General features: G+C 64.1%; 23 protein-coding genes and 1 riboswitch. Of the genes, 10 read left to right on the top strand and 13 right to left on the bottom strand.

Annotated features, from left to right (window positions below):
* Positions 1 to 34: 34 nt before the first annotated feature.
* Positions 35 to 1,267: a tyrosine--tRNA ligase gene (tyrS, locus tag J2X67_RS05575; RefSeq protein ID WP_309951257.1), complete on the bottom strand. Its 1,233-nt coding sequence runs from the start codon at positions 1,265 to 1,267 to the stop codon at positions 35 to 37.
* A gap of 156 nt (positions 1,268 to 1,423) precedes the next feature.
* Between tyrS and J2X67_RS05570 the strand changes: the two genes are divergently transcribed.
* On the top strand, positions 1,424 to 2,764 hold the full coding sequence (locus J2X67_RS05570; protein ID WP_309951255.1) for a peptidoglycan DD-metalloendopeptidase family protein: 1,341 nt from the start codon (positions 1,424 to 1,426) through the stop codon (positions 2,762 to 2,764).
* A gap of 59 nt (positions 2,765 to 2,823) precedes the next feature.
* Complete coding sequence (locus J2X67_RS05565; protein ID WP_309951253.1) at positions 2,824 to 3,951, top strand: anhydro-N-acetylmuramic acid kinase; 1,128 nt, start codon at positions 2,824 to 2,826, stop codon at positions 3,949 to 3,951.
* Positions 3,952 to 4,075: 124 nt separating this feature from the next.
* Here J2X67_RS05565 and erpA read toward each other — a convergent pair whose 3' ends face one another.
* The 3 genes from erpA to rplM form a co-directional block, all read right to left on the bottom strand.
* Positions 4,076 to 4,441, bottom strand: coding sequence for an iron-sulfur cluster insertion protein ErpA (gene erpA, locus J2X67_RS05560; protein WP_126749433.1), 366 nt, complete (start codon positions 4,439 to 4,441; stop codon positions 4,076 to 4,078).
* A gap of 176 nt (positions 4,442 to 4,617) precedes the next feature.
* The gene (gene rpsI / locus J2X67_RS05555) at positions 4,618 to 5,010 is read right to left on the bottom strand and encodes a 30S ribosomal protein S9 (protein WP_126749434.1); all 393 of its coding nucleotides are present in this window, start codon (positions 5,008 to 5,010) and stop codon (positions 4,618 to 4,620) included.
* Between the two features lie 12 nt (positions 5,011 to 5,022).
* Entirely contained in the window at positions 5,023 to 5,454 is a 432-nt protein-coding gene (gene rplM, locus J2X67_RS05550; RefSeq protein ID WP_028259766.1) for a 50S ribosomal protein L13, read from the bottom strand.
* Positions 5,455 to 5,676: 222 nt separating this feature from the next.
* On the opposite strand from rplM, the gene J2X67_RS05545 reads away from it, so the two are divergent.
* A complete protein-coding gene (locus J2X67_RS05545; RefSeq protein WP_309951251.1) occupies positions 5,677 to 6,636 on the top strand; it encodes a 23S rRNA (adenine(2030)-N(6))-methyltransferase RlmJ in 960 nt (319 codons plus the stop codon).
* Positions 6,637 to 6,666: 30 nt separating this feature from the next.
* Here the strand turns inward: J2X67_RS05545 and J2X67_RS05540 are convergent, their stop codons facing one another.
* From J2X67_RS05540 to ahcY, 4 genes are all read right to left on the bottom strand, one after another.
* A complete protein-coding gene (locus J2X67_RS05540) occupies positions 6,667 to 7,263 on the bottom strand; it encodes a septal ring lytic transglycosylase RlpA family protein (RefSeq protein WP_309951250.1) in 597 nt (198 codons plus the stop codon).
* 86 nt (positions 7,264 to 7,349) lie between these two features.
* Positions 7,350 to 8,174, bottom strand: a complete 825-nt coding sequence (gene metF, locus J2X67_RS05535; protein WP_309951248.1) for a methylenetetrahydrofolate reductase [NAD(P)H] — start codon at positions 8,172 to 8,174, stop codon at positions 7,350 to 7,352.
* 10 nt (positions 8,175 to 8,184) lie between these two features.
* Positions 8,185 to 8,973: a TlyA family RNA methyltransferase gene (locus J2X67_RS05530; RefSeq protein WP_309951247.1), complete on the bottom strand. Its 789-nt coding sequence runs from the start codon at positions 8,971 to 8,973 to the stop codon at positions 8,185 to 8,187.
* Entirely contained in the window at positions 8,974 to 10,413 is a 1,440-nt protein-coding gene (gene ahcY, locus J2X67_RS05525; protein ID WP_258502454.1) for an adenosylhomocysteinase, read from the bottom strand.
* 65 nt (positions 10,414 to 10,478) lie between these two features.
* Positions 10,479 to 10,547, bottom strand: a riboswitch (S-adenosyl-L-homocysteine riboswitch).
* Positions 10,548 to 10,865: 318 nt separating this feature from the next.
* Between ahcY and J2X67_RS05520 the strand changes: the two genes are divergently transcribed.
* The 5 genes from J2X67_RS05520 to J2X67_RS05500 all read left to right on the top strand — a co-directional run bounded on the left by J2X67_RS05520 (position 10,866) and on the right by J2X67_RS05500 (position 18,202).
* Positions 10,866 to 12,779, top strand: a complete 1,914-nt coding sequence (locus J2X67_RS05520) for a hypothetical protein (protein WP_309951246.1) — start codon at positions 10,866 to 10,868, stop codon at positions 12,777 to 12,779.
* Positions 12,780 to 12,923: 144 nt separating this feature from the next.
* Entirely contained in the window at positions 12,924 to 13,562 is a 639-nt protein-coding gene (locus tag J2X67_RS05515) for a hypothetical protein (protein WP_409050464.1), read from the top strand.
* Between the two features lie 142 nt (positions 13,563 to 13,704).
* Positions 13,705 to 14,220 (top strand): TIGR01841 family phasin, encoded by a 516-nt coding sequence (gene phaP / locus J2X67_RS05510; RefSeq protein WP_309951243.1) that lies wholly within the window; start codon positions 13,705 to 13,707, stop codon positions 14,218 to 14,220.
* A gap of 245 nt (positions 14,221 to 14,465) precedes the next feature.
* Positions 14,466 to 16,403: a serine protease gene (locus tag J2X67_RS05505; RefSeq protein ID WP_309951241.1), complete on the top strand. Its 1,938-nt coding sequence runs from the start codon at positions 14,466 to 14,468 to the stop codon at positions 16,401 to 16,403.
* Positions 16,404 to 16,567: 164 nt separating this feature from the next.
* The gene (locus J2X67_RS05500) at positions 16,568 to 18,202 is read left to right on the top strand and encodes a peptide chain release factor 3 (RefSeq protein WP_309951239.1); all 1,635 of its coding nucleotides are present in this window, start codon (positions 16,568 to 16,570) and stop codon (positions 18,200 to 18,202) included.
* 36 nt (positions 18,203 to 18,238) lie between these two features.
* Here J2X67_RS05500 and J2X67_RS05495 read toward each other — a convergent pair whose 3' ends face one another.
* Genes J2X67_RS05495 through J2X67_RS05485 form a run of 3 tightly spaced genes read right to left on the bottom strand, consistent with a single transcriptional unit; the run spans position 18,239 to position 20,884 of the window.
* On the bottom strand, positions 18,239 to 19,042 hold the full coding sequence (locus tag J2X67_RS05495; protein ID WP_309951238.1) for an ABC-2 family transporter protein: 804 nt from the start codon (positions 19,040 to 19,042) through the stop codon (positions 18,239 to 18,241).
* A 7-nt stretch (positions 19,043 to 19,049) separates the two neighbouring features.
* The gene (locus J2X67_RS05490; protein WP_409050469.1) at positions 19,050 to 19,838 is read right to left on the bottom strand and encodes an ABC transporter permease; all 789 of its coding nucleotides are present in this window, start codon (positions 19,836 to 19,838) and stop codon (positions 19,050 to 19,052) included.
* Between the two features lie 50 nt (positions 19,839 to 19,888).
* Entirely contained in the window at positions 19,889 to 20,884 is a 996-nt protein-coding gene (locus J2X67_RS05485; RefSeq protein WP_309951234.1) for an ATP-binding cassette domain-containing protein, read from the bottom strand.
* A gap of 103 nt (positions 20,885 to 20,987) precedes the next feature.
* On the opposite strand from J2X67_RS05485, the gene J2X67_RS05480 reads away from it, so the two are divergent.
* Complete coding sequence (locus J2X67_RS05480) at positions 20,988 to 21,827, top strand: HAD-IIB family hydrolase (protein WP_309951233.1); 840 nt, start codon at positions 20,988 to 20,990, stop codon at positions 21,825 to 21,827.
* Here the strand turns inward: J2X67_RS05480 and J2X67_RS05475 are convergent.
* Positions 21,817 to 23,085, bottom strand: coding sequence for an MFS transporter (locus tag J2X67_RS05475; RefSeq protein WP_309951231.1), 1,269 nt, complete (start codon positions 23,083 to 23,085; stop codon positions 21,817 to 21,819). The two genes, J2X67_RS05480 and J2X67_RS05475, sit on opposite strands and share 11 nt — an antisense overlap.
* Positions 23,086 to 23,173: 88 nt before the next feature.
* On the opposite strand from J2X67_RS05475, the gene J2X67_RS05470 reads away from it, so the two are divergent.
* Complete coding sequence (locus tag J2X67_RS05470) at positions 23,174 to 23,776, top strand: TetR/AcrR family transcriptional regulator (RefSeq protein WP_309951229.1); 603 nt, start codon at positions 23,174 to 23,176, stop codon at positions 23,774 to 23,776.
* Here the strand turns inward: J2X67_RS05470 and J2X67_RS05465 are convergent.
* Positions 23,730 to 24,710: a tripartite tricarboxylate transporter substrate binding protein gene (locus tag J2X67_RS05465; RefSeq protein WP_309951228.1), complete on the bottom strand. Its 981-nt coding sequence runs from the start codon at positions 24,708 to 24,710 to the stop codon at positions 23,730 to 23,732. The two genes, J2X67_RS05470 and J2X67_RS05465, sit on opposite strands and share 47 nt — an antisense overlap.
* Between the last annotated feature and the right edge of the window lie 51 nt (positions 24,711 to 24,761).

Below are 24,761 nucleotides of genomic sequence, written 5' to 3'. Positions count from 1 at the left end.
TGGTGGCCGATGCCGCCACCGCCCTCCCTCGCAGTCAGCTGAGGGTTACACGCGCAAACTTGCGTTTGCCGACCTGCACCACGTAGCTGCCCACGGGCAGCTTCAAGGCCTTGTCGTTGATCACGACTGAATCGACCCGCACGCCACCGCCGTCGATCAACCGGTTGCCCTCGGAGGTCGAAGGTGCCAGCCCGGCTTGCTTGAGCAATTGGGCGATCCCCAGCGGTGCGCCGCCGAGCGACACCTCGGGTATTTCGTCGGGCACGCCGCCCTTGCTGCGGTTGATGAAATCCTGCTCCGCAGTCTCTGCCGCTGCTGCGCTGTGGAAACGCGCGGTGATTTCCTTGGCCAGCGCAACCTTTGCATCCTTTGGATTGCGGCCGGCCGCAATTTCAGCCTTGAGCGCGTCGATCTGCTCCAGCGACTGGAAGCTCAGCAGGGTGTACCAGCGCCACATCAGGTCATCGGAGATCGACAGCACCTTGGCAAACATGGTGTTGGCGTCTTCGCTGATACCGATGTAGTTGTTCTTGCTCTTGGACATCTTCTCGACGCCATCGAGCCCTTCCAGCAAGGGCATAGTGAGTATGCACTGCGGCTCCTGGCCGTATTCCTGCTGAAGATGCCGCCCGACGAGCAGGTTGAACTTCTGGTCGGTGCCGCCCAGCTCCAGATCGCTTTCCAGCGCCACGGAGTCGTAGCCCTGCATCAGCGGGTAGAGGAACTCGTGCACCGAGATCGACTGGCCGGCCTTGAAGCGCTTGTTGAAATCGTCGCGCTCCATCATGCGGGCGACGGTGTACTTGGCGGCCAGCTGGATCATGCCGCGCGCGCCCAGCGGGTCGCTCCACTCGGAGTTGTAGCGAATCTCGGTCTTCTCGGGGTCCAGCACCAAGCTGGCCTGCCGGTAGTAGGTCTGGGCGTTGGCCTCGATCTGCTCCCGGGTGAGGGGCGGCCGGGTGCTGTTGCGGCCCGAGGGGTCGCCGATGGTGGTCGTGAAGTCACCAATCAGGAAAATGACCCGATGTCCCAGGTCTTGGAGCTGGCGCATCTTGTTGAGGACAACCGTATGGCCGATGTGGATATCGGGGGCTGTCGGGTCGAGCCCCAGCTTGATGCGCAGCGGCTTTCCGCTTGCCTCCGAACGCTGCAGTTTGCGCACCCATTCGTCCTGCGGCAGTAGCTCGTCGGCGCCCCGGAGGGATATTTCAAGCGCTCGTCTTACATCGTCGGACAGGCCATTGGATGTAACAGATTCGGCGTTCATAGGCTTTTTGGCTGATTTTCAGGTTGCCGAAGCTATACTCAGCCCGACTTTTCAAGCGCCGGATTCTAAGCGGCGCTTTTTCCGCACCGTCCTGCCGCCCGCTCCGTTCTGGGCTTTGCAGCACGGATTTGCAGAACCTGAGCTGGAATTCAAAGTTTGATCAACGGCATTCTCGCCGCCGAGGAGCTCCTTGCTTCTCGCGTGGCCTATACATTCCGGACCTATCCCAAGCAGATCACCGCGGCTATCGCGGCTGCCTTGCTGAGCGCCGGAACCCTGGCGGTGGCCTCCCTGGGCCCCGACGCGTCCGACCTCCCGGTCCAACAGGTGCTTGAAGCGACCGCGCCCCTGTCCTTTGCAGAACAGAGCCAATCGCTCGAGAACTTCAGCTTCACGCTGTTTCGCACCGACATCACGCGCTCCAGCGACACGGCCGAAGCCCTGCTGAAGCGCCTGGGTATTTCCGACCCCGCCGCCACCGCCTTCGTGCGCGCGAGCGGCGAAGCCCGCAATGCGCTGTTCGCGCGCGCGGGCCGCACTATCACGGCCGAAGCCACCCAGGAAAACCAGCTCAAGAAGCTGAGCGCCCGCTGGATCCCCGACGGCGACGGCGGCTTCAAGCGCTTTGTCATCGAGCGCACCGCTGTCGGCTTCGTTGCACTCACCGAACGCGACACCCTGACGCCCGGCACGCGCCTGGCCAGCGGCACCATCCGCACGTCGCTGTTCGCAGCCACTGACGACTCCCGCGTTCCCGACTCGGTCGCCAGCCAGCTGGCCGACATCTTCGCGGGCGACGTCGACGTGCGCGCGCTTCGCAAGGGCGACCGCTTTGCCGTGGTCTACGAAACTTTCGAAGCCGACGGCCAGGCTCTGCGCAGCGGCCGCGTGCTCTCGGCCGAGTTCGAGAGCGGCGGCAAGGTGCACCAGGCCGTGTGGTTCCAGCCCCCAGGCCAAAAGGGCAGCTACTACCGCCCCAACGGCGACAGCCTTCGCAAGGCGTACCTGAGCTCGCCGGTCGAGTTTTCGCGCGTTTCCAGCGGTTTTGCGATGCGCATGCACCCAATTCTCAACAGCTGGCGCCAGCACAACGGCATCGACTTTGCGGCCCCCACGGGTACTGCGGTGCGCAGCGTCGGCGACGGCACGGTCGATTTCGCCGGCACGCAAAGCGGCTACGGCAACATCGTCATCGTCAAGCACCGCAACAACCAGCAGACCGCCTACGCCCACCTGAGCCGCGTGGACGTCAAGGCCGGCGAAAGCATCAGCCAGGGCCAAACCATCGGCGCTGTGGGCTCCACCGGCTGGGCCACCGGCCCCCACCTGCACTTCGAGTTCCGCGTGAACGGCGAATACCAGGACCCGGCCTCCATTGCCCAGGAAGGCGGCGCTCCAATTACAGCGGCCATGCGCCCGGCCTTCGAACGCATCGCCGTCGGTGCACGCACCGAGTTGGCCGCGGCGTTCTCGGTCATTCAGGCCAGCGCAGACTGAGCACCAAGGGGCGATAGCGGCGGCACAACAGGCGCCCCGCTCGTCTCGCCCACCCAGCAATGGCTGCCGAACTGTTCATCGGCTTGATGTCCGGCACGTCGCTCGACGGCGTCGATGGCGTTCTGGCCGACTTTTCGGAAGATCGCATCGCGGTGCGCGCCTATGCCACGGCACCCTTCCCCGACGCGCTTCGTGCCGAGTTGATGGCGCTCAACACTCCGGGCGATAACGAGCTTCATCGCGCAGCCCTTGCGGCCAACGGGCTGGCCCGAATCTATGCCAGCGTAGTCAGCCAACTCCTGACTGACAGCGGCACCTCCGCCAACAAAGTTGCAGGCGTGGGCGCCCACGGGCAGACAGTGCGCCACCGGCCTACCGAGTTCGACGGCGTCGGCTACACGCTGCAAATCAACAACCCTTCGTTGCTCGCCGAACTCACGGGTCTTGACGTGGTTGCGGACTTTCGCAGCCGCGACCTCGCCGCAGGCGGCCAGGGAGCCCCGCTGGTGCCGGCGTTCCACCGTGCGCTGTTCGCGCGCGCCGGCGAGCCCGTGGCAGTACTGAACATCGGCGGCATTTCCAATCTGAGCCTGCTGCCGGCCGCCGATGCGGCGGAAGACCCTGCGGTACTGGGTTTCGATTGCGGCCCCGGCAATGCCTTGATGGATTACTGGTGCCAGCTTCATACCGGCCAGCCCTTCGATCGAGGCGGACAATGGGCTGCGAGCGGCCGGGTGCTGCCTGAGCTGCTCGCAAAGCTGCTGGCCGAACCTTACTTTGCAAAGCCCCCGCCCAAGAGCACGGGCCGCGATCTGTTCAACCCGGCCTGGCTTTCAGCGCGCCTTGGCGCGGCCTCGGGCTTCGCACCCGTCGATGTACAGGCCACGCTGACGGAATTCACTGCCAGCGTTTGTGCGACTGATGTGTTGCGCTATGGAAACGATAGCAAGCTTTTGATCGTTTGCGGCGGAGGGGCTCTGAACGACCATCTGCTCGAGCGTTTGCGCGCGATGCTTTCCGGGGTGGAGGTGGCCGCGTCCACCAAGCACGGGTTACCGCCGCTGCAGGTCGAGGCAGCAGCCTTTGCATGGCTGGCTCGCAGCACCATGCGGCGCGAAGTCGGCAACCTGGCCAGCGTGACAGGTGCGCGCGGGCCCCGCGTGCTCGGCGCGATTTACCCGGCCTGAAAGCTCCCGCGAGCATCGCGCACCGAGTTTGCGGGCACTGGCCAGCGGCGCTCAACAAAGAGCCATCGGCGCCCAGCAAAAAGCCGCCCGAAGGCGGCTTATCGGCAGCAGCAGGACTGAAAGATCAGGCCGAGAAGCTTGATCCACAGCCGCAAGTGCTGGTGGCGTTCGGGTTCTTGATCACGAACTGGGCGCCCTGCAGGTCTTCCTTGTAGTCGATTTCAGCGCCGACCAGGTACTGGTAGCTCATGGCATCGATCAGCAGCGACACGCCGTTCTTGGTCATTGTCGTGTCGTCTTCATTCGTGATTTCGTCGAAAGTGAAGCCGTACTGAAAGCCCGAGCACCCGCCACCCTGCACGAACACGCGCAGCTTGAGGTCGGGATTGCCTTCTTCGGCGATCAGGTCGGCCACCTTGGCGGCCGCACTGTCGGTGAAGACAATCGGTTCTGGCATCTGGGTCTGGATGTTTTCGGCAACAACGCTCATGTGGGATAACTCCTTGAGGGCCGAACAGGCGGCCAATGAACCAATGCTACTGCAATGCGGCATTCTCGGCAGGGCGGCGGCAGCGAGCACCCAACACAAGTGGGGTCGATAACCGCCCCCGCCAAGCCCCGCAAAGAAAAAGCCGCCCGAAGGCGGCTTTTTTCGCAGTGGACAGATCAGCGCTTGCTGAACTGCTTGCGGCGGCGTGCAGAGTGCAAACCGACCTTCTTACGTTCGACTTCACGCGCATCGCGGGTAACGAAGCCAGCTTGGCTCAGCACCGGCTTCAGGCTTGCGTCGTAGTCGATCAGCGCACGGGTGATGCCGTGGCGCGTTGCGCCGGCCTGGCCCGATTCACCGCCGCCGTTCACGTTGACCATCACGTCGAAAGCTTCGAGGTTGTTGGTCAGCACGAGGGGTTGCTTCGCGATCATGATCGAGGTTTCGCGGCCGAAGAACTCTTGGATGTCCTTGCCGTTGACCGTGATCTTGCCCGAGCCCTTTTTCAGAAACACACGGGCGACGCTCGATTTGCGACGGCCGGTGCCATTGTTCCATTCACCAATCATTCTCAAGGCTCCTTACAGTTCCAGCACTTTGGGCTGTTGGGCGGTATGCGGGTGCTCAGCGCCACCGTACACCTTGAGTTTCTTGATCATCGCGTAGCCGAGCGGGCCCTTGGGCAGCATGCCCTTGACAGCCTTTTCCAGGGCGCGGCCCGGGTGCTTGGATTGCATGTCGCGGAAGTTGGTCGCCGTGATACCGCCCGGGTAGCCCGAGTGACGGTAGTACACCTTGTCGATAGACTTGGCGCCGGTGACGCGCAGCTGGGCTGCGTTGATGATGACGATGAAGTCACCGGTATCGACGTGAGGCGTATAAATGGCCTTGTGTTTGCCGCGCAAACGGAGAGCAACTTCGCTGGCTACTCGTCCGAGGACCTTGTCGGTCGCGTCAATCACAAACCACTCGTGCGTCACGTCAGCGGGCTTTGCGCTGAACGTTTTGGTCATGAGTTTTTCTCTTGAAAAGAGGGTTTGGCGAGCCCTTTTCCACGGTCGGCGTTCCTCTGACGGGAATCTCTTAGGTGGGTTTCACGCGCCCTGGGGAACAGGTTGCATGCCTTCGCCGCGGGGCCACAAAAACGCTGCGAAGCCTGCGATTATACGAAGAATCGGGCCATCGAAGCAAATTGAAGCCTGCCGGGGAGCCCGAGACGTTACCATCGTCACCCTATGTTCAGTTACCGCCACGCCTTCCATGCCGGCAACCACGCCGACGTGCTCAAGCACACGGTGCTGATTGCCACGCTCGACCACCTGCTTGAAAAAGAAGCAGCCCTCACCGTCATCGACACCCATGCCGGCGCCGGCCTTTACCGGCTCGACGGGGACTACGCCGGCACCAGCGGCGAAGCAGCCGAAGGCATATTGCGCCTGCTTGCGGACAAGAAGGCAGCAGCTCCTGCGGCGCCAACAGGCCCGGCTGCAAAGTCTGCTACAAAAAAAGTAGTGCCCGAAGCTGAAACGCCCTTGGCCGATGCGATTGCACGCTATCTCAGCGTGATCCACGACTTCAATCCCAAGGGCGGCGCGCGCATCTACCCCGGTTCGCCCTTCATCGTGCAGCACCTGCTGCGCGACCACGACAAGCTCAAGCTGTTCGAACTGCATCCCACCGACGCGCGCACCCTGGACGCCAACATTGCGCAACTCGAAGCGGGCCGCCAGATTGCCGTATTGCGCGAAGACGGGTTCGGCAGCGCCACCAAGTTCCTCCCGCCACCTTCGCGCCGTGCGTTGGTGCTCATGGACCCCAGCTACGAAATCAAGAGCGACTACGGCCGCGTGCTCGACTTCGCAGCCGAGGCGCTCAAGCGCTTTGCCACCGGCACTTATGCGGTCTGGTACCCGATCATTCCGCGGCCCGAAGCGCACGATTTGCCGCGGCGGCTCAAGACGCTGGCAACCAAGGCCGGCAAGTCGTGGTTGCACGCCACGCTCACGGTCAAGTCGAGCAAGCTGATCACCACGACAACGGGTGAAACCCAGCGCCCCGGACTGCCGGCCAGCGGCATGTTCCTGATCAACCCGCCCTACACGCTGAAGCCCCTGCTGGCCGCTGCCCTGCCGCAATTGGTCGAGCGTCTCGCCCAAGACCGGCACGCCGCCTTCTCGCTCGATTCGGGCGGCTAGCTCTTTCCGGTTTTTCTTCGCCCGACGTTTTCAGCGTCGGCGACGCGCCGGCACGTTCACCTTGCGGCGCGGGGCTGCCGGTGCAGATGCCACCGGCTGCTCGGCCGCCTCCACGTCGGCGCCACCGCAGCGCATACCGTCGCGGTCGATGATCGTCAGTGCCACCTGCTTGATGCCAAGGCCGATCATGCCGATGCGTTCGGCCGCGGCACGGCTCAGGTCGATGATGCGGCCCTGCGCGTAGGGGCCACGGTCGGTAATGCGCACCAGCACTTCGCTGCCGGTGACCAGGCTGCGCACGCAGACGCGCGTGTTGAATGGCAAGGTCTTGTGGGCCGCCGTCATGGCCGTCATGTCGAAACGTTCGCCGCTAGCGGTCTTGCGCTGATGAAACTGAATGCCATACCAGGAGGCACCGCCCCGTTCATAGATTTCGCGGGGACCACCGTCGCCCGGCACGCCGTCGTCAGGCCCCAGCTCACCCGGGCCTGGCGCTGCAAGGTCATAGCGGACCGAAGGCACGCTGGAGCGTGCCGGCGCGCCCGCAGGGACAGCCAACTGGCGCGGCAAAGGCGAGAGCCTTGCGTCTTTTGCGTCCGCTGCCGAACCGTCGGTGGCAGAAGGCATGGAACAGCCGGCCAGTGCGCAGGCTGCTGCGACAAGAGCGACCCGAAGGGCTCCGCGCAGCGAGCTCCCTGCTTCTGCGCGCCCCCTCAACCGAGACGCTCCAGCACAGCCAGCGTCGGCGCTGACTGGTTCATTGTGTAGAAGTGCAGCGCAGGCGCGCCGCCGTCGCGCAGCCGCGCGCAGAGGTCGGCCACCACGTCGAGGCCAAAGGCCTTGATGGATGCCGAGTCGTCGCCGAAGCCCTGCAGCCGCAGGCGAATCCAGCGCGGGATTTCGGCGCCGCAGGCATCGGAGAAACGCATGAGCTGCGTCGAACTGATGATCGGCATGACGCCGGGAACGATCGGTATGTCGAGCCCCAGCTTGCGAGCGTCGTCGACGAATCGAAAGTACGCCTCGGGGCTGAAGAAGTACTGCGTGATTGCCGAATCGGCACCGGCCTTCACCTTTGCGGCAAAGGCCTGCAGGTCGGCTTCGGGCGACCGCGCCTGCGGGTGGACTTCAGGGTAGCAGGCCACCTCGATGTGAAAGTCCCGGCCGGTTTCTTCACGAATGAAGGCCACGAGATCGCTCGCATACAGAAACTCGCCGCCAATGCCGTAGCCGCTCGGCAGATCGCCGCGTAGCGCAACCAGGCGCTTGACGCCCATGGCCTTGAGTTCGGCCAACTGCTCGCGCACCGTGGCGCGCGTGGCGCCGATGCACGAGAAATGACTGGCGGCGTCTACACCTTCGGCCAATATCTCTTGAACCGCGCCAAAAGTGCCCTGGTGCGTGGAACCGCCCGCGCCATAGGTAACCGAGCAGAACTCGGGCTTGCGCGCATACAGCTGCTGGCGCACGGCGCGCAGCTTGACCGCGCCTTCAGGCGTCTTGGTCGGAAAGAATTCGAAGCTCAGCGGAAGGCGCACCTGCGTCTCCTTAAGAGCCGTCCGCTTGAACAGCGCGCACGGCATGAATGAAAAACTCGCGGTTGCCGTCTCCGCCCGCGATGGGGCTGTCGAACCACTGCAGCACGCGAAGCTCGAGCGCTTCGCAGGCGTCGCGCAGGCGCTTTTCGACCACGGCATACATCGACCCGTCGCGCACGATACCGCCCTTGCCCACCTGGCCCGGCTGCAGTTCGAACTGCGGCTTGACCAGCATCAGCAGGTGGCCGTCATCGGCCAAGAATGGCACCAGCGCCGGCAGCACCAGCGTCTGCGAAATGAACGACAAATCGCCGACGATCAGGTCGAAACGCGATTCGAATGGCTCCTCGCCTTCTTCCTGCAAGTCGTCCGCCGACAACGCGCGCGCATTGACGCCCTCGATGGCGACAACGCGCTCGTCCTCGCGCAGCCGCGCATGCAGCTGCCCATGACCGACGTCTACGCCCACCACCTTTGCGGCTCCGCGTTGCAGCAGGCAATCGGTAAAACCGCCGGTGGACTGGCCGACGTCGAGGCAAAGCTTGCCCGAGGGGTCCAGGCCGCTAGTGGCCAGCGCACCTTCGAGCTTGAGCCCACCGCGCGACACGTAGCGGGCCTCCGCCGCATCGTCGAGTTCGACCTCGGCCGACTCGGGCACTTCGTCGCGGTTCTTCACGACGGAGCGCCACGCGTCGCCCGTGCCTGCGTCGCGCCAGCGCATGCCGCCGGCAATTAGCCGGACGGCCTGCGAGCGCGACGCGGCAAAGCCGCGTTCCACCAGCAATTGATCAGCGCGCATTCAGTACCGGTACGTGTCCGCCTTGTACGGACCCGCCTTGTTCACGCCGATGTAGGCAGCCTGTTCGTCCGTCAGTTCGGTGAGCATGGCGCCGACCTTCTTCAGGTGCAGGCGTGCAACCTTCTCGTCCAGGTGCTTGGGCAGCACGTAGACCTTGCCGGCCTGGTATGCATCGGGCTTGGTGAAGAGCTCGATCTGGGCAATGGTCTGGTTCGCGAACGACGACGACATCACGAAGCTCGGGTGGCCCGTGCCGCAGCCCAGGTTCACGAGGCGGCCCTTCGCCAGCAGGATGATCTTCTTGCCGTCCGGGAAGGTGATGTGGTCGACCTGCGGCTTGATCTCTTCCCACTCGTACTTCTCGATCGAGGCAACGTCGATTTCGTTGTCGAAATGGCCGATGTTGCAGACGATCGCCTGGTCCTTCATTGCAGCCATGTGTTCGTGGCGGATCACGTCCTTGTTGCCGGTGGTGGTCACGAAGATGTCGGCCTTGTCGGCGGCGTATTCCATGGTGACGACCTTGTAGCCTTCCATCGCAGCCTGCAGGGCGTTGATGGGGTCGATCTCAGTCACCCACACTTGGGCGCTCAGCGCGCGCAGCGCCTGGGCAGAGCCCTTGCCCACGTCGCCGTAGCCGGCCACGCAAGCCACCTTGCCGGCAATCATCACGTCGGTGGCGCGCTTGATGCCGTCCACCAGCGATTCGCGGCAGCCGTACAGGTTGTCGAACTTGCTCTTGGTGACCGAGTCGTTCACGTTGATGGCGCGGAACAGCAGCGTGCCCTTGGCGCTCATCTCGTTCAGGCGGTGCACGCCGGTCGTCGTTTCTTCGGTCACGCCGATGATCTCGGCCGACTTGCGCGTGTACCAGGTCGAATCGACAGCCAGCTTGGCTTTGATCGCCGCGTAGAGGATGCGTTCTTCCTCGCTGGTCGGGTTGGCGAGCACGCCCAGGTCTTTTTCAGCGCGCTGGCCCAGGTGCATCAGCAGCGTGGCGTCGCCGCCGTCGTCCAGGATCATGTTCGGGCCTTCGCCCTTCGAACCCTTCGGTCCGAAGTCGAAGATGGCGTGCGTGTAGTCCCAATAGTCCTTCAGCGACTCGCCCTTGATCGCGAACACCGGTGTACCCGCTGCGGCAATCGCGGCGGCGGCGTGGTCCTGCGTCGAGAAGATGTTGCACGAGGCCCAGCGAACGGTGGCGCCAAGCGCTTGCAGCGTCTCGATCAGCACGGCGGTCTGGATCGTCATGTGCAGCGAGCCCGTGATGCGCGCGCCCTTCAGCGGCTGCGCCTTCGAGAACTCTTCACGGATGGCCATCAGGCCAGGCATTTCGGTTTCCGCGATGCGGATTTCCTTGCGGCCCCATGCAGCCAGCGACAGGTCGGCAATCGCCTGGTCGGCGGAAGAAACGGGGGTGGGCTTGAGAACAGCGCTCATGAGAACTCCAACAAAGCTAGTTTGAAAGGTGCCACTGCGTTCGGGGAAAGACTCACCGCGAGAACAGCGGGTGAGCGTGGTTGCGATGTAGTCCGAGCCTCACGCCTGATGGCGCTGCAACGCTCCTCGGAACGGGGGATTGTAGACGGGGCGAAAAGGAGAGGCCAATCTCGGTCTTTTGGCGTCTGTTTATCGCCTCGCGATCGCCAAAACATCCCGTTACGATTCTCGTGGGTTCGGTTCAGGAGCCACTCGGTTTGCTGCCGAAGCCAACTGAAAACAAAAGGACAAACATGAGGATCACAGGACATCTTGTGGGCTGGGGGCTAGCCTTGTTGCTGGCAGCTTGTGGAGGGGGAGGCGGTTCAAGTTCGGGTGGAGGCGGGCTATCGGCCACGGCAGGCAATGCCAAGCCCGGCACTGCAGCGACCAAGGCCCAGAGCGATGCCGACTTGCGCAACGGCATCTATCGCGTCTACGCCGCTAACGGCACACAGCAACAATTGGCGCTCGATTTCGAGGCGGCCAGCTACACCATGACGGACCATCTCGGCCAAGCTGAGTCTGGCAGCTTCTCAGAAGACTTCACCGAACCCGGTACATACGTGTTCGCGAGCAGCCGGATCACCTCCCCGGCCAACACGTCGCGCTTCAGGATCATGACCGACGCCGTAATCGGCGCATTCCCGTTTCAGGTGGCTTACTCGGACCCGGTCTCGTATGCGGCACAACCCTTCGTTGCCGCACGCGATTTCGTGACTACTGCGGCGCAACTGGATGGCACCTACAACCGCTTCAGTATCACGCGCAGCCCCGGCAGCGTGCAGGACTCTTCAATTCTTGCCATACGCCTGTCAGGCGGCGGCACGACGCTCGATATTTGCAATGACAGCATCATCTACAAGATAGACCTTTGCCCTGCGACATCCAAGCGCACCTACGCCGTCACGGCCGGCGCCGACAACACTTGGGTTGCAACGAACGTGTCCAATGGCAGTGATGTTGCGAACTTCCGCATGGCGCGCGTCGGTGGGCAGAACGTCTATCTGGCCGCCGGCATTAATGCCACCCCGGCTGTTCAGTTCTTGCGCATCGGCCTGTCCGATTCGTCGAACTGGCCCGCCACCCGCGGCGTCGGCGCATCGACCACGGGCAGCTGGGGCAGCAACCTGATCGACACCGCTAACTCGGTCCGAGCGGCCACCAACATCGACGGCACCTACGGCACCTTGACAATGCCGGTGGGCGGCACGTTCCCGCTGCAGCCCGAAGGCATCCGGGGCGTCAACAGCAACGGCACGAGCAAGTACTTCGCGATGCAGAACGGCCTGCTCTCGGTGCTCGTCGGTGCGCGCAACCCCAATACGCAGGGCTACATCCAGCTAAATCTGATCGACAGTGGCGCGGCACCGGACGCACGCAACGGCCGCTACAAGGTGTACGCCGCCAACGGATCGCGCCAGACGCTCGCCCTCAACCTCGACAGCAAGCGCTATGAGATGACCGACGAGGCCGGCACCGTCGCATCGGGCAGCTTCGCCGAGGACGCGGCCGAACCCGGCACATTCGTCTTCGACAGCGCCCGGGTCACCAGCCCGGTCAATACGGCGCGCTTCCGCTTGGCCACAGATACCGTGGTCGGCTCCTTTCCGTTCGCGCTCGCACAAGTCACGCCGGTGAGCTACGGCATCAAGCCGTTCGTGGCGTCTCGCACGCTGGTGAAGGCACAGGCCGGCCTGGACGGCATCTACAACCGGCTAGGCATCAATCTGACGGCGACTACGCGCGATTCGTCGATCACGCAGATCCAGGTCACCAATGGCGGCACTACGCTCTACCTGTGCAATGACAGCGGGATCTACCGTATCGACAACTGTCCCGCGGCCTCGGTGCGCACCTATACCGTCTCGGCAGGCCCGACCGTGGACACCTGGCACATCGTGAACGTGTCCAACCCATCGGACAGCGGCAACTTCGGAATCGCACGGATCGGAGACGAGAACGTCTATCTCTCAGCCGGTGTTTCGCCCGCGACGCCCACCACCTCGGTTTTCCGCATCGGCCTGCCAGAGCGCGCGACATGGCCCAGCGTCACGGCGCTCGGCGGGGCGAGCAATGGCAGCTGGGGCGGCAGTTCCATCAACGCATCCAGCTACACGCGCACCCAGGCGTTTTCCGACGGAACTTCGGCAACGCTCAATGCGAACCTGAGCTCCACGGGAACAATCGGCCCACTCAACATGCGCACGGCCTCGTTCGGCGGCTCCTCGCTGCACTTCGCGAGCCAAAGCGCCAAGCTCTTCGCGATGGTCGGTTCGCGCAACCCGGCCACGGCTGGTGCGCTTGAGATCGGCCTGATCGACTGACTCGCGGGCCGCCAGGCACAAAGGCTGCACGCCGCGTCCAGCGGCTTGCGGCCTTCGCTCATTCCAGACTAAGTCTCGCGCCGGCAGGATTCCCCGATGCCGCGTACATTGACCTGCCCCTCACTCAGCTTTCGAAAAGCCGCCATGCCGCATCTTCCTTCGAGAACCCAAGTTGCCGCTGCCACAGCCCTTTGCGTGACCGTGCTCCTGTTTCCACCTGTCGCATCGGCACAAGCCTCCGATCCGGTCCGCATCCGCGGCACCATCGTCCGGGTCGACGCGACGACCCTCGTGGTGCAAGACCGCAGCGGCGAGGTCGTCAGCCTTGCTCGGTCCGCCGGCATGGCCGTTTCGGAGGTCTATCCGATCAAGCTGTCAGATATCAAGCGGGGGAGCTTCATCGGCACTGCCGCCATGCCGCAGGCCGACGGCTCGCAGAAAGCGCTCGAGGTGGTAGTGTTTCCCGAGGCCGCGCGCGGCACCGGTGAAGGGCATCGTCCATGGGACCTGCTGCCGCAGAGCACCATGACCAACGCCACCGTGGCCGATCTGGCCGCAGCGCCCAGATCGGTGCGCGGCGGGCAGCAGCTTCGGCTGACTTACAACGGTGGAGAAAAGACTGTCGTCGTACCGCCCGATGTGCCGGTCGTAACCTTCCGCCCGGGCACCGAGTCACTGCTGGTGCCGGGCGCCAAGGTGCTGGTCAATGCACAAGAAAAGAACGGCACGCCCACGGCGCTGCGCGTCACCGCAGGGAGAAACGGCTTTGCGCCTCCGATGTAGCAGCCCAAGGGAAATCCCGAAGGCGAATTTTTGCCGTGGGCATTGCGGCCGTTCCCGTGCGGCGTATCGTGGCGAGGGACTTTGCCGCCCGGCCAGTCCTTGCCATATTCACCCGTTCATCCGACACAGGAGATACCGCACCATGGCCACAGCCAAGAAAGCAGCCGCAACGAAGACCGCGGCTAGCAGCACCAGCAACAACGGCAACGGCAGCACCAGGGCGGCCGGCCCTGATGCCGCCGACATGCTCAATCCGCTGAAGAATCTCAAGGCCATGACCGATCGCCTTCAGGAACTCAACCTGACCGGTGGCGCGAGCAAGCTGCTTGAAAGCGGCCAGAAGGATCTGCAGGCGCTGATGCAGGCCAACGAAAAGTCCTACCAGGGCCTGCAAACCGTGGTGCAGCGGCAGACCGAGATGATCAAGAGCGCCATCACCGAATGGCAGACGGCTGCCAAGGAAATGCCCGGCAAAGACCCGAAGGCCAACCTGGCCAAGCTCGACGAACTCGGCCGCCAGTCGTTCCAGCGCGCCATCGACGACATCAAGGAACTGGCCAACCTGGCCGCCAAGTCGCAGGCCGATGCCTTCGAACTGGTGCGCCAGCGCATTCAGGCCAATGTGGACGAAGTGACCAAGATGCTGAAGCGAAAGTAATTCCCTAAAAAGAACCAATATCTCGCTTGGAGCAAGTGGTACTAAGCTCCTAAGTAGCCGAAGCTGCTTGCTCGCACAGGCGTGAATCTGTTGCGCAAAGCCACCGATCTCGTGATGTTTCGCACGATAGACATGATGCAGATCCTAGAAAAACATTGCCTTGCTGGACAATAACGTGTCAAGACGTAACGTTCAGGGAACAGGGTATGCGCGCAAGTCTCGGGATAGGATTAAGCACGGTCATCTTGTCAGCTCTGCTGACCGCGTGCGGAGGATCAAGTGGTAGTGGTGGTGGTGAATCCGCCCCGCTCGCCGTAGGGGCGAGCGCCGAAACGGCAGGTCAGAACGCGCCGCCGACTCCTGCCACCAGCGACGCCCCCGTGCTCATCGATTCGAGAGTGCAGACGCCAGAACTCGCGGCAATCGACGTCAGTCCGTTCAAGGATCGCCCGGTGGGCGCCGTCCCTGTTCCACGGCACGTCATCCTGCCGTCGCTCCCAGCACAGAGCGCTCTTCCCCTGAAGTCGGCACCCGCGATCTTCGGCACGCCTACCAAGATCGGTGTTGCACGCCCCATTGATGAAACAGCAAGTGCCCAGTCGGTTTCCGGCATGATGAACTGGACGCCGTCGGAACGGGACGGAAAACTGGCTGCCTTGCGATTCGCTTCACCAGACGCAAAGGGAGTTCGCGTCGGGCTGCGTGTCGAGAGCCTTCCTCTCGGCACCATCGTGCGCTTCTATGGCGACACGAGCAAAAAGCTGTACGAGGTGTCTGCGCAGGAAATCCTGGCTTCTATCCAGCGCAATCTCGACGCAGGCGATTCCAGCGACAACGCGCGACTCTATTGGTCGCCCAACATGGGAGGCGAAGCGCTCACCGTCGAGATCGAGGTGCCGCCCAACGCCGTGCTCGATGCAGTCAAAGTGGCCGTTCCCATGTTGTCGCATGTGGCGGTCGACATTACCAAACTGGATTCGCTGCAGAAACTCGGCGAAGCAGGGGCATGCAATCTTGATGTTACTTGTGCGTCCCAATACGACACCCTCAGCAAGTCTGTCGCCTTGATGGACTTCATAAGCGACGGAGGCAACTATCTGTGCACCGGTACGCTGCTGAATGACCGCATGTCGACAGGCACTCCATATTTCCTGAGTGCCAACCATTGCATCCCCAACCAGACGGTTGCGTCGACCCTCTACACCCTGTGGTCCTACAAGTCTGCCAGTTGCAATAGCACACAGGTCAGTCCGGCGCTTGCCTCAATCGGCTCCGGCGCGACCTTGCTTTATTCGGAGTCGGCGACGGACACCTCCTTCATGCGACTGAATTCGCAGCCACCGGCCGGTGCGCTGTTTGCCGGATCAAGTCCTTTTGGACCCAGCTACTTCGAGGGGATGCGGGGCGTCTATGGTGTACATCACCCTAGAGGCGACTTTCAGAAATACAGTGAAGGGGATTACCTCGGAACTGCAGTCTGCGGCAGCTCGAGCTGCAGCTCTTCAACGGGAAGTGAAGCCAAGTTTCTGGCCGTCAGGTGGAATCGAGGCGTGACCGAAGGCGGAAGCAGCGGTTCAGGGCTGTTCCGGAGACTGAATGGCAAGGACTATCTTGTCGGGCAACTGCTGGGGGGAGCGTCTTCGTGCAGTCAGCCCAACGGATACGATTTTTACGGACGCTTCGATCTCCCTTTCAACACCGCGCTGCAACAGTGGCTCAACGCTCCATCGACCACTGTTCGCACGCCCATCTACCGCTTCTTCAATACCAGAACAGGTACGCACTTTTATACCCTTAGTGTTGCGGAACGCGACCTCGTCATCACCAAGCTACGCGAGTACAGCTACGAAGGTCCCGCCTTTTTCGCGTTCGCCGCCGCAGCACCGGGCACGAGCCCGGTTCATCGGTTCTTAAACACCCGCACCGGCGCTCACTTCTACACAATCAGCGATCAGGAGCGTGCTCAAGTCCTGGCCACACTCCCCGGGTACCAATACGAGGGCGTGGCGTGGTATGCCAGTACTTCGCAAGCCGCTGGATCCACCCCGATGTTCCGGTTCTTTCAAACGAAGACCCAAACCCATTTCTACACAATCAACGCTGGCGAGCGCGACAGCGTTCAACAAAATCTTCGGGTGTACTCGTATGAAGGAGCTGCATATTTCGGTTGGACGAGTCTTTGATTCGCGTACCTCCGGCTAGCACCAGCGGTCTGCGGGTCGCTTGCTCGATCCACAGAGTTCGCTGCTCCGGTCGACGTTGAGCGGGGCCTCGACACAAGTCCGGCGCGGGCGGACGGACGGACGGACGGACATCTGCGAAAATTACGGGTTCCCCTGGAGTTCCCGTGTCATCCCCCTTTCTCTCCGAAACCCGCCGCCGTCGCACCTTTGCGATCATTTCCCACCCTGACGCCGGCAAGACCACGCTGACCGAGAAGCTGCTGCTTTTCTCCGGCGCGATCCAGATCGCCGGCTCGGTCAAGGCGCGCAAGGCCTCGCGCCACGCCACGTCCGACTGGATGGAAATCGAAAAGCAGCGTGGCATTTCGGTGGCCTCGTCGGTCATGCAGATGCTGTACCGCGACCACGTGATCAACCTGCTCGACACGCCCGGCCACAAGGACTTCTCCGAAGACACCTACCGCGTGCTCACCGCAGTCGACTCGGCCCTGATGGTGATCGATGCGGCCAACGGCGTGGAAGCGCAAACGCGGCGGCTGATCGAGGTTTGCCGCCAGCGCGACACGCCCATCATCACCTTCGTCAACAAGATGGACCGCGAAGTGCGCGAGCCGCTCGACATCCTCGACGAGGTGGAGCGCGAGCTTGGCATGCCGTGCGTGCCAATGACCTGGCCGGTGGGCCAGGGCAAGAGCTTCCGCGGGATCATGAATCTGCGCACGCAGACGATGACGGTGTTCGAATCGGGCAGCGAGCGGCTGCCGCAAGACTTCGAGACCATTCCGCTTTCAGAACGCGACACGCTCACCAAGCGCTTCGGCGCCGATTTCGAATCCGCCATGGACAGCATGGAACTGGCAACCGGCGCCTCGCCCACCTGGGACCGCGAAGCCTTTCTGGCCGGCAAGCAGACGCCCGTGTTCTTCGGCTCCGGCGTCAACAACTTCGGCGTGATGGAAGTGCTCGATGCGCTGGTCGACCTGGCGCCGCCGCCGCAGTCGCGTACCAGCACCACCATGGTCAACCGGCAGCCGGTGGTGAAGGAAATCCAGCCCGAGGACAAGGACTTCGCAGGCGTGGTCTTCAAGGTGCAGGCCAACATGGACGCCAACCACCGGGACCGCATCGCCTTCGTGCGCATGGCCTCGGGCAAGTACACGCCGGGCATGAAGCTCAAGGTGCAGCGCACCGCAAAGGAACTGCGCCCCACCAGCGTCGTCACCTTCATGAGCCAACGTCGCGAGGCAGTCGAAGAGGCCTATGCGGGCGATATCGTCGGCTTTACCACGCACGGTGGCGTGCAGCTTGGAGACACCATCACCGACGGCGCGAGCCTGCAGTTCACCGGCCTGCCCTTCTTCGCGCCAGAGCTGTTCATGACCGTGATCCTGAAGAACCCGCTGCGCACCAAGCAACTGCAGCAGGGCTTGGCCCAGCTCGGCGAAGAAGGTGCGATCCAGGTGTTCCGCCCCGAAATCGGCGGCCCGATGCTGCTGGGTGCCGTTGGCCAGCTGCAGTTCGAAGTGGTGCAGCACCGCCTGAAAGCCGAATACGACGCCGACGTGCGGCTCGAAGGCTGCCAATACACCGGCGCCCGCTGGATCACGGCCGACTCGCCCGCCGAGCTGCGGGAGTTCGTCAACGCCTATCCGCAACGTATGGCGAAGGACGCGGCCGATACGCTGGCCTTCCTGTGCACATCGCCTTACGACGTGCGGCTGGCGCAGGAGCGTTTTCCCAAGATTCACTTCCATCCGCTGCGGGAGCACGCGGGCCTGGCGCTTCAGAGCGCGGGCTGAAGCACGGGTCGAAACACGGGCCAGGGTGCGCGCCGGCTAGCTGCCGGTAGAGGTGTAGTGGCGCAACCCGATACGCCAGGCGCCAAAGGCCGCCGCCAGAAACACAAAGCCCGCAAGCGGCGACACCATGCCCACCCACGCCGGCGCACCCAGCGGGTCGGGCCTGCCAAGAATCGCAAGCGCCGGGTAGTACGCCACGCAGGCGAGCGGCACGATAAAAGTCAGCACGCGGCGGAACCACTGCGCATAAAGCGCCAGCGGATACTGGGCGGCCTGCACGCCGCCGTAGGTGAGCACGTTTGCGATCTCCAGGCTTTCGACAGTCCAGAACGACAGCGTACCCTGCAGCACCAGAATGCCCAGAAAGAGCGCGATGCCGCCGGACAGCGCGAACAGCGCGAGCGCCACGGTGCCCGGCGTCCACGCAATGCCTGCCTGGACAGTAGCGAACACCAGCACGACGAGGCCCTGCAGCAGACGGCCGAGGCGGCTGATGCGCACGTCATGTCCCATGAGTTGCAGCGCAAGCGGGCGCGGACGGAGCAGCAACCGGTCGAAGGTGCCCGTCCGCAGGAACTCGGTGCCAAGCACATCGAAGCCGCGCCCCAGTGCGTCGGCAATCGCGAACATGCAGTTGACCAGCCCGTAGAACAACGCCACCTCGCCGATGCTCCAGCCCTGCACCTCGCCGAAGCGATGAAACAGCGCCCAGACCGCAATCACCTCGATGCCCGTGCCGAGAAACTGGCCCACGGTCAGCAACAGCGCGGAGGCAGGGTATCGCGCCTGCCCGCTGATCGAAGCGGCCATGAGGCGAAAGAAAAGCGGGAGCGCGCCCATCGTGGCCCTAGCCACCCTGCACCTGCAAACTGCGCATGGTGCGGCCCATCGTCAAGCGCCCGAACGCCACCAGCACAACGATCCAGAAGCACTGCAGCGCCAAGCCTGCCAGCCCGTGCCAGCCGCTCAGCTGCCCGAAGTACAGCCGGGCCGGAATGTCGAACAGCCCCGCCAGCGGCTGCACCAACAGCCCCGTTTGCCAGGCATCCGGCAGCAGCGCCAACGGCAGCAGGTTGCCCGAGAACACGATGACCACGGGTGTTGCGACCGCGCTGATGCCGCGTTCGTTGAGCGCCGCGGTGGCCGCCACGTTGAGCAGCATCACCATCGCAGTCGACAGCAACAGCGCAAGCCCCACCGACACGAGAAACGCCATGCCGGCCATCGCGCTGGGTGGCAGTTGCCAGGCCCACTCGCCCAGCCCGACCAGCGGCAGCACACCGCCGGCAAAGACTGCCATCAGCGCCACGCGCGGCAGCAGGCGCGCCGCAATCCAGCCCGCACTGCGCGCAAACCACAGGGCATACGCGTCCACAGGGCGCAGCCGGTCGTAGGCCACCGCACCGGTGCGCACGGCCTGCGCCACCTCGGGGTCTCCGAGCCATGGCAGCAGCACCAGCAGGCCTTGCGCGAGCCAGGTGTAGGTGATGGCCTGTGCGAGCGACATCGACGGTGCCGCGCCCGCCATGGCGCTGCCGCCATAGAACGCCGCGAACACCATCACCTTGATTCCACCCCACCAGCACTGCGTTGCAAAGCCGGCGAGCGCAGCGGTGCGGTACTGCAGCATCTGCATGAAGCGCGACACAAAGGCCGCGGCGTAGGGGCGTAGCAGGTCGCTCGGGCTCACGCTTCCGCCGCTCCATGCATTGCGTAGAAACGCGCGATCACAGCCTCGATGGCCATGCCCTCCAGGCGAATGTCTTCCACCGCATGGGCGGCCGCAATGCGTCCAATGAGCGCCGGCGCCGAGGTTACCGCAGGGTCGAAGTCGAGCACCAGCGTGTGGCCATCGCGCGAATGCACCTTGGCGCCAGGCACCTGCGTAGGCAGTTCCGAATCTTGCGCAAAGTCGACCACCAGCCGGCGCTCCGCCATCACCTGGGCACGCAGCGCCTCGACCGGGCTGTCGGCCAGCACGCGGCCGTGGCCTATGACGATCACGCGCTCGGCCAGCGCCTCGATGTCATGCATGTCATGCGTGGTCAGCAGCACTGTGGTGCCGCGTTCGCGATTGGCGCGCCGGACGAAGTCGCGCACCGCCAGCTTCGAGGGCGCATCGAGTCCGATGGTCGGCTCATCGAGAAACAGGATGTCGGGCTCGTGCAGCAGCGCCGCCGCAATTTCCGCGCGCATGCGCTGGCCCAGCGACAGTTGGCGCACTGGCTGGCCGAGCACGCGTTCCAGGTTGAGCAGCGCGACCAATTCGTCTCGCGTGCGCCTGTAGCGCTGCGGGTCGACGCGATAGATGTCGCGCAGCAGGTCGAAGCCGTCGCCCACCGGCAGGTCCCACCACAGCTGCGTGCGCTGGCCGAAGACCACGCCGATGCGCGCCACGTGCCGCTCACGGTTTGCGAAGGGGTCGCGTCCGTCGACCTGCACACGCCCGCCGTCGGGCCGCAGGATGCCGGCAAGAATCTTGATGGTGGTCGACTTGCCCGCGCCGTTGGGCCCGATGAAGCCAAGCAGCTCGCCACGCTCGAGCGAGAACGACACGCCCGACAACGCCTCGACGGTGCGGTGCCGGCGCTGCACCAGGCCGCGCAAAGCACCCAGCACACCGGGATCCCTCTCGGAGATGCGGTAGGTCTTGCGAAGGTTGTCGACAAGGATGTGGGGCATGGCGTCGGCGCAGCGGTACGGAAAGCCCGGCGGGGGCGGGATGCTACACGAAAGCGCCGGTACGATCGTGGGCTCTCCAAGCGATACCAAGCGTTAGCCCGCCATGTCTCCATCTTCGCCGCCCCTGCCTCCCTCGCCCACCCATCTGCTGCCCCTGGATCACTGGGCAGCGCCCACGCGCAATGCGCTCGTCGGCGTGTTTACCGACATCGACGACACGCTCACCAGCGAAGGCGCGATCACGGCAGACGCACTGCAGGCGCTCGGCGACCTCAAGGCGGCGGGGCTTTCCGTCGTGGCGATCACCGGCCGGCCGGTGGGCTGGAGCCTGCCCTTCGTCAACACCTGGCCGGTCGACGCGATCGTGGCCGAGAACGGCGCGGTGGCATTGCTGCCCGCCGCCGGGGGCAAGATCGAAAAGCGCTACCAGCAAGACGCCCCCACGCGCGCTGCCAACTTCGAGCGCATGCAGGCCGTGCTGGCACGCATCGAGCGCGAGATTCCGGGTGCCCGGCGCGCCACCGATTCACCGGGCCGCGAGACCGACATTGCAATCGACCACAGCGAGTTCGTGCAGTTGAGCGACGAGACCATTGCGCACGTGGTTGCACTGATGCGCAGCGAGGGCATGCACGCCACGGTGAGCAGCATCCACATCAATGGCTGGTACGGTGACAACGACAAGCTGGAAGGCGCGCGCTGGATCGTGCGCGAGCTCTGGGGCCGCACGCTCGACGACGAGCTCGACCGCTGGGCCTACGTAGGCGACTCCACCAACGACCAGCTGATGTTCCGCACCTTTGCAAGCAGCATCGGCGTGGCCAACGTTGCACGCTTTGTGCCGCAGTTGGAGCACTTGCCGCGCTACGTGACCGAGGGCGAGCGCGGCGCGGGCTTTGCCGAGGCGGCGCGCGCCGTGCTCTCGGCGCGTGCTATTCGGTGAGCGGCGCGTCCGGTTCCGACGCGCCCCGCAGCGCTGCCCATTGGCGCCAGACACCGAAGGCCGCGATAAGCAGCAGCACCGCTGCATAGCCTTCCGCCACGCGCAGAAGCCCCAGCGGTGCCACCAGAAAGCCCGCGAGCATTGCGGGCAGGCTGAACGCAAGGTAAGAGACCACGAAGATGGCCGCAAACAGCTCGCCGCGCTCGTGGGCATCTGCAAGCGGGGCCAGAATTTGAATCAGCGCCGAGAACGCGCCGCCGAAGCCGATTCCCGCGACTGCCGTGCCGACGAAGAAGAGCGTGAGCGACCGCGTGGCCAGCGAAGCCAGCAGCAGCACCAACCCGACCGCGATGCTGACGGTGCCAAAGACGACTGAACGAGGCGCACCCAGGCGGCCCAGCAGCGTTGGCGCGACCGCGCCAAAGCCCGAGAGCACCGCAATCGTGAGGCCATTGACCACGCCGTTGTCGATGCCGAACACGTAATGCATCAGCGAAGGCGCGAGCGACAGTTGCAGCCCGCCCAGCGCCCACACCACGACCAACACCGGCAGGCCGCGCGCAAACTCGCGCCGCGCCCGCACGGGAATCGACACACGCGGCACCAGCGAGGCCAGCGCACCGGCGCGCGGCGTCACGGTTTCGGGCAGCCACAGCACCGTGGCGGCTCCCAGCGCAAATACCGCGGCCAGCACGCCAAAGACCAGCGCCACCGGCACACCTGTGAACTTCACCGCCATGCCCGTCAGCAGGGCGCCCACCGCGAGCCCGGCGAGCGGCGAGACACTCGTGATCAGCGCCCCCAGCCGCTTGCGCGACGCCGGCGCCGCCTCGACCACCGCCGCGCTCAGCGCGCCGCTTGCCACGCCCGTGGCCACGCCCTGCACGATGCGCGCGGCAATCAGCCCGGCGATGTCATGCGCCAGCAGGAAGAGCCCCATGGCCACCGCCTGCAGCACCAGCGCCCCCAGCACCACCGGCCGGCGCCCGATGTGGTCCGACAGCGATCCCGCCACCAGCAGCGAGATCAGGAGCGCAATTGCATAGACCGCAAAAGCCACTGTGAGCATCGACGCCGAAAACCCCCAGGCGTGCTGGAACACCACGAACAGCGGCGACGGCGCGGCCGCGGCAAAGAAGAACGCAAAGAGCACCGCACCCAGCAGCGCAAAGCTGACGGACGTCGGAAGGCGCCAGGGCTTGGACCGGGCTGCGGTGGCGGCTGTGGCAACCGCGAGTTCAGGGCAGGAGGACGACATGGCAAATCCTTAACGCAACTTTTTTAGCTTTTGCGATTCTAGACCTGTATATTCCCTAAAGCAAATATCTTTGCGTTAAAGTCGTGTCATGAATGATGTCGTCCTTCCCAGCAAGCGTCCCGGCGGCCGCAGCGCGCAAGTGCAGGCACTGGTGCGCACCGCCCTTGAAGAACTGGTGGCCGAGCAAGGCCGCGAGCGGGTAACCGTGCCGGCCGTGGCCGAACGCGCGGGCGTCAGCGCCTCGAGCATCTATCGGCGGTGGGGCGACCTTTCAGGCCTCCTGGCCGAGACCGCAACCCATCGGCTCGACCCGAACCGGCCCCTGCCCAACACGGGTTCGCTGCGGCAAGACCTGGTGGCCTGGGCGCAGGAACTCATCACCCATCTGGCGCAGCCCTGCAGCAAGTCCTTGTTGAAAGCCGCGGCCGCTTTGGCCAACGACGGCGCAGACACCGACTGTCTGCGCAACCGCCGCAAGGAGGCGGGCACGCTGGTCGAGCAGGCGCACGCCCGGGGCGAGCACACGCCCGAGACGCAGCAGGTGATCGATCATCTGATCGCGCCGATCGTCTTCCGGCTGGTGTTCGGCGCCGAGCCGGTAAAGCCCGAGCTCGCCCAGCGGCTGGTGGGCGAGTTGTTTGCGATCAGTTCGTCTTCGGCTGTTCCTTCGCCAGGCCCAGCTTCTCGATAACGGCCTTTTCCTTCACCACGGTGTCCTGCGCAAACTTGGTGTAAGTGGCCGAGCTCATGTAGTTAGGCAGCATGTCGTAGCGGCCGAGCGACGCCACATAGCTTGGCTCTTCCATGGCCTGCTTGAACGCGTCGTGCAGCTTCTTCACTACTTCGGGCGGGGTCCCCTTGGGTGCGCCAATACCGAACGGCGAGTTCTGCACCACGTCGTAGCCCAGCTCCTTCAGCGTCGGCGCATCGGGGAACTTGGCCAGGCGCTTTTCGCCCCAGGTATTCAGCACGCGCAGCTTGCCGGCCTCGACTTGCGGCGCAAAGCCGGTGCTGTCGGCAGCGGCCATCAGCTGGCCGCTGACCACGGCGAGCATCAGGTCGGCGCTACCCTTGTAGGGCACGTGCTGCAGTTCGATGCCGGCCTTCTGCGCAATGATTTCGGTCGTGAGGTGCGGGCTCGTCAAGTTGCCGGTGGAGCCATAGGTGAGCTTGCCGGGGTTGGCCTTGGCATAGGCGACAAAGTCGGCCCAGGTCTTGAAGGGGCTGCTGGCCGGCACCACGATGCCGAAGGCGTAGCCCGTCACGTTGATGACGTAGCTGATGTCCTTGAGCGGGTCCCAGTTGATCTTGGTGGTATAGCCCAGGCGGAACACGCCAAGCGGAATCTGCGCGACCGTGTAGCCGTCGGGCTGCGAGGTTTGCAGCGCCTGGGCGGGCAGCGTGCCGCCGGCGCCGGGCTTGTTGTCGACGATGACGGGCTGGCCGAGGATCTTGCTTGCGTTGTCGGCAAGCTGGCGCATGGTGATGTCGGTCGGGCCGCCCGCGGGAAACGCGATGACCAGCTTGATCGGCTTGCTGGGAAAAGCCTGGGCAAGCGCCGCCAACGGAAAAGCAAGACCGCACGCGGCAAGCGTGGCGGCACAAAGAAGGGAACGGCGGAACATGACGGAGGACTCCTGATACTGAATGAACCGCGGATTGGGCCCTGCTCCGCC

Origin of the sequence: Variovorax sp. 3319 (assembly GCF_031456585.1) — a bacterium.
Classification (GTDB): domain Bacteria; phylum Pseudomonadota; class Gammaproteobacteria; order Burkholderiales; family Burkholderiaceae_C; genus Variovorax; species Variovorax paradoxus_P.
This window is presented reverse-complemented; position numbering and strand designations above follow the sequence as displayed.

What these genes read in the sequence shown, in the direction of transcription:
- J2X67_RS05515 (WP_409050464.1), top strand. Translation starts at nt 12,924, where the DNA reads ATGCCGCATCTTCCTTCGAGAACCCAAGTTGCCGCTGCCACAGCCCTT.
- J2X67_RS05475 (WP_309951231.1), bottom strand. Translation starts at nt 23,085, where the DNA reads ATGTCGTCCTCCTGCCCTGAACTCGCGGTTGCCACAGCCGCCACCGCA.
- J2X67_RS05485 (WP_309951234.1), bottom strand. Translation starts at nt 20,884, where the DNA reads ATGCCCCACATCCTTGTCGACAACCTTCGCAAGACCTACCGCATCTCC.
- rplM (WP_028259766.1), bottom strand. Translation starts at nt 5,454, where the DNA reads ATGACCAAAACGTTCAGCGCAAAGCCCGCTGACGTGACGCACGAGTGG.
- J2X67_RS05480 (WP_309951233.1), top strand. Translation starts at nt 20,988, where the DNA reads ATGTCTCCATCTTCGCCGCCCCTGCCTCCCTCGCCCACCCATCTGCTG.
- J2X67_RS05470 (WP_309951229.1), top strand. Translation starts at nt 23,174, where the DNA reads ATGAATGATGTCGTCCTTCCCAGCAAGCGTCCCGGCGGCCGCAGCGCG.
- ahcY (WP_258502454.1), bottom strand. Translation starts at nt 10,413, where the DNA reads ATGAGCGCTGTTCTCAAGCCCACCCCCGTTTCTTCCGCCGACCAGGCG.
- rpsI (WP_126749434.1), bottom strand. Translation starts at nt 5,010, where the DNA reads ATGATTGGTGAATGGAACAATGGCACCGGCCGTCGCAAATCGAGCGTC.
- J2X67_RS05495 (WP_309951238.1), bottom strand. Translation starts at nt 19,042, where the DNA reads ATGGGCGCGCTCCCGCTTTTCTTTCGCCTCATGGCCGCTTCGATCAGC.
- tyrS (WP_309951257.1), bottom strand. Translation starts at nt 1,267, where the DNA reads ATGAACGCCGAATCTGTTACATCCAATGGCCTGTCCGACGATGTAAGA.
- erpA (WP_126749433.1), bottom strand. Translation starts at nt 4,441, where the DNA reads ATGAGCGTTGTTGCCGAAAACATCCAGACCCAGATGCCAGAACCGATT.
- phaP (WP_309951243.1), top strand. Translation starts at nt 13,705, where the DNA reads ATGGCCACAGCCAAGAAAGCAGCCGCAACGAAGACCGCGGCTAGCAGC.
- J2X67_RS05545 (WP_309951251.1), top strand. Translation starts at nt 5,677, where the DNA reads ATGTTCAGTTACCGCCACGCCTTCCATGCCGGCAACCACGCCGACGTG.
- J2X67_RS05465 (WP_309951228.1), bottom strand. Translation starts at nt 24,710, where the DNA reads ATGTTCCGCCGTTCCCTTCTTTGTGCCGCCACGCTTGCCGCGTGCGGT.
- J2X67_RS05490 (WP_409050469.1), bottom strand. Translation starts at nt 19,838, where the DNA reads ATGCAGATGCTGCAGTACCGCACCGCTGCGCTCGCCGGCTTTGCAACG.
- J2X67_RS05540 (WP_309951250.1), bottom strand. Translation starts at nt 7,263, where the DNA reads ATGCCTTCTGCCACCGACGGTTCGGCAGCGGACGCAAAAGACGCAAGG.
- J2X67_RS05530 (WP_309951247.1), bottom strand. Translation starts at nt 8,973, where the DNA reads ATGCGCGCTGATCAATTGCTGGTGGAACGCGGCTTTGCCGCGTCGCGC.
- J2X67_RS05565 (WP_309951253.1), top strand. Translation starts at nt 2,824, where the DNA reads ATGGCTGCCGAACTGTTCATCGGCTTGATGTCCGGCACGTCGCTCGAC.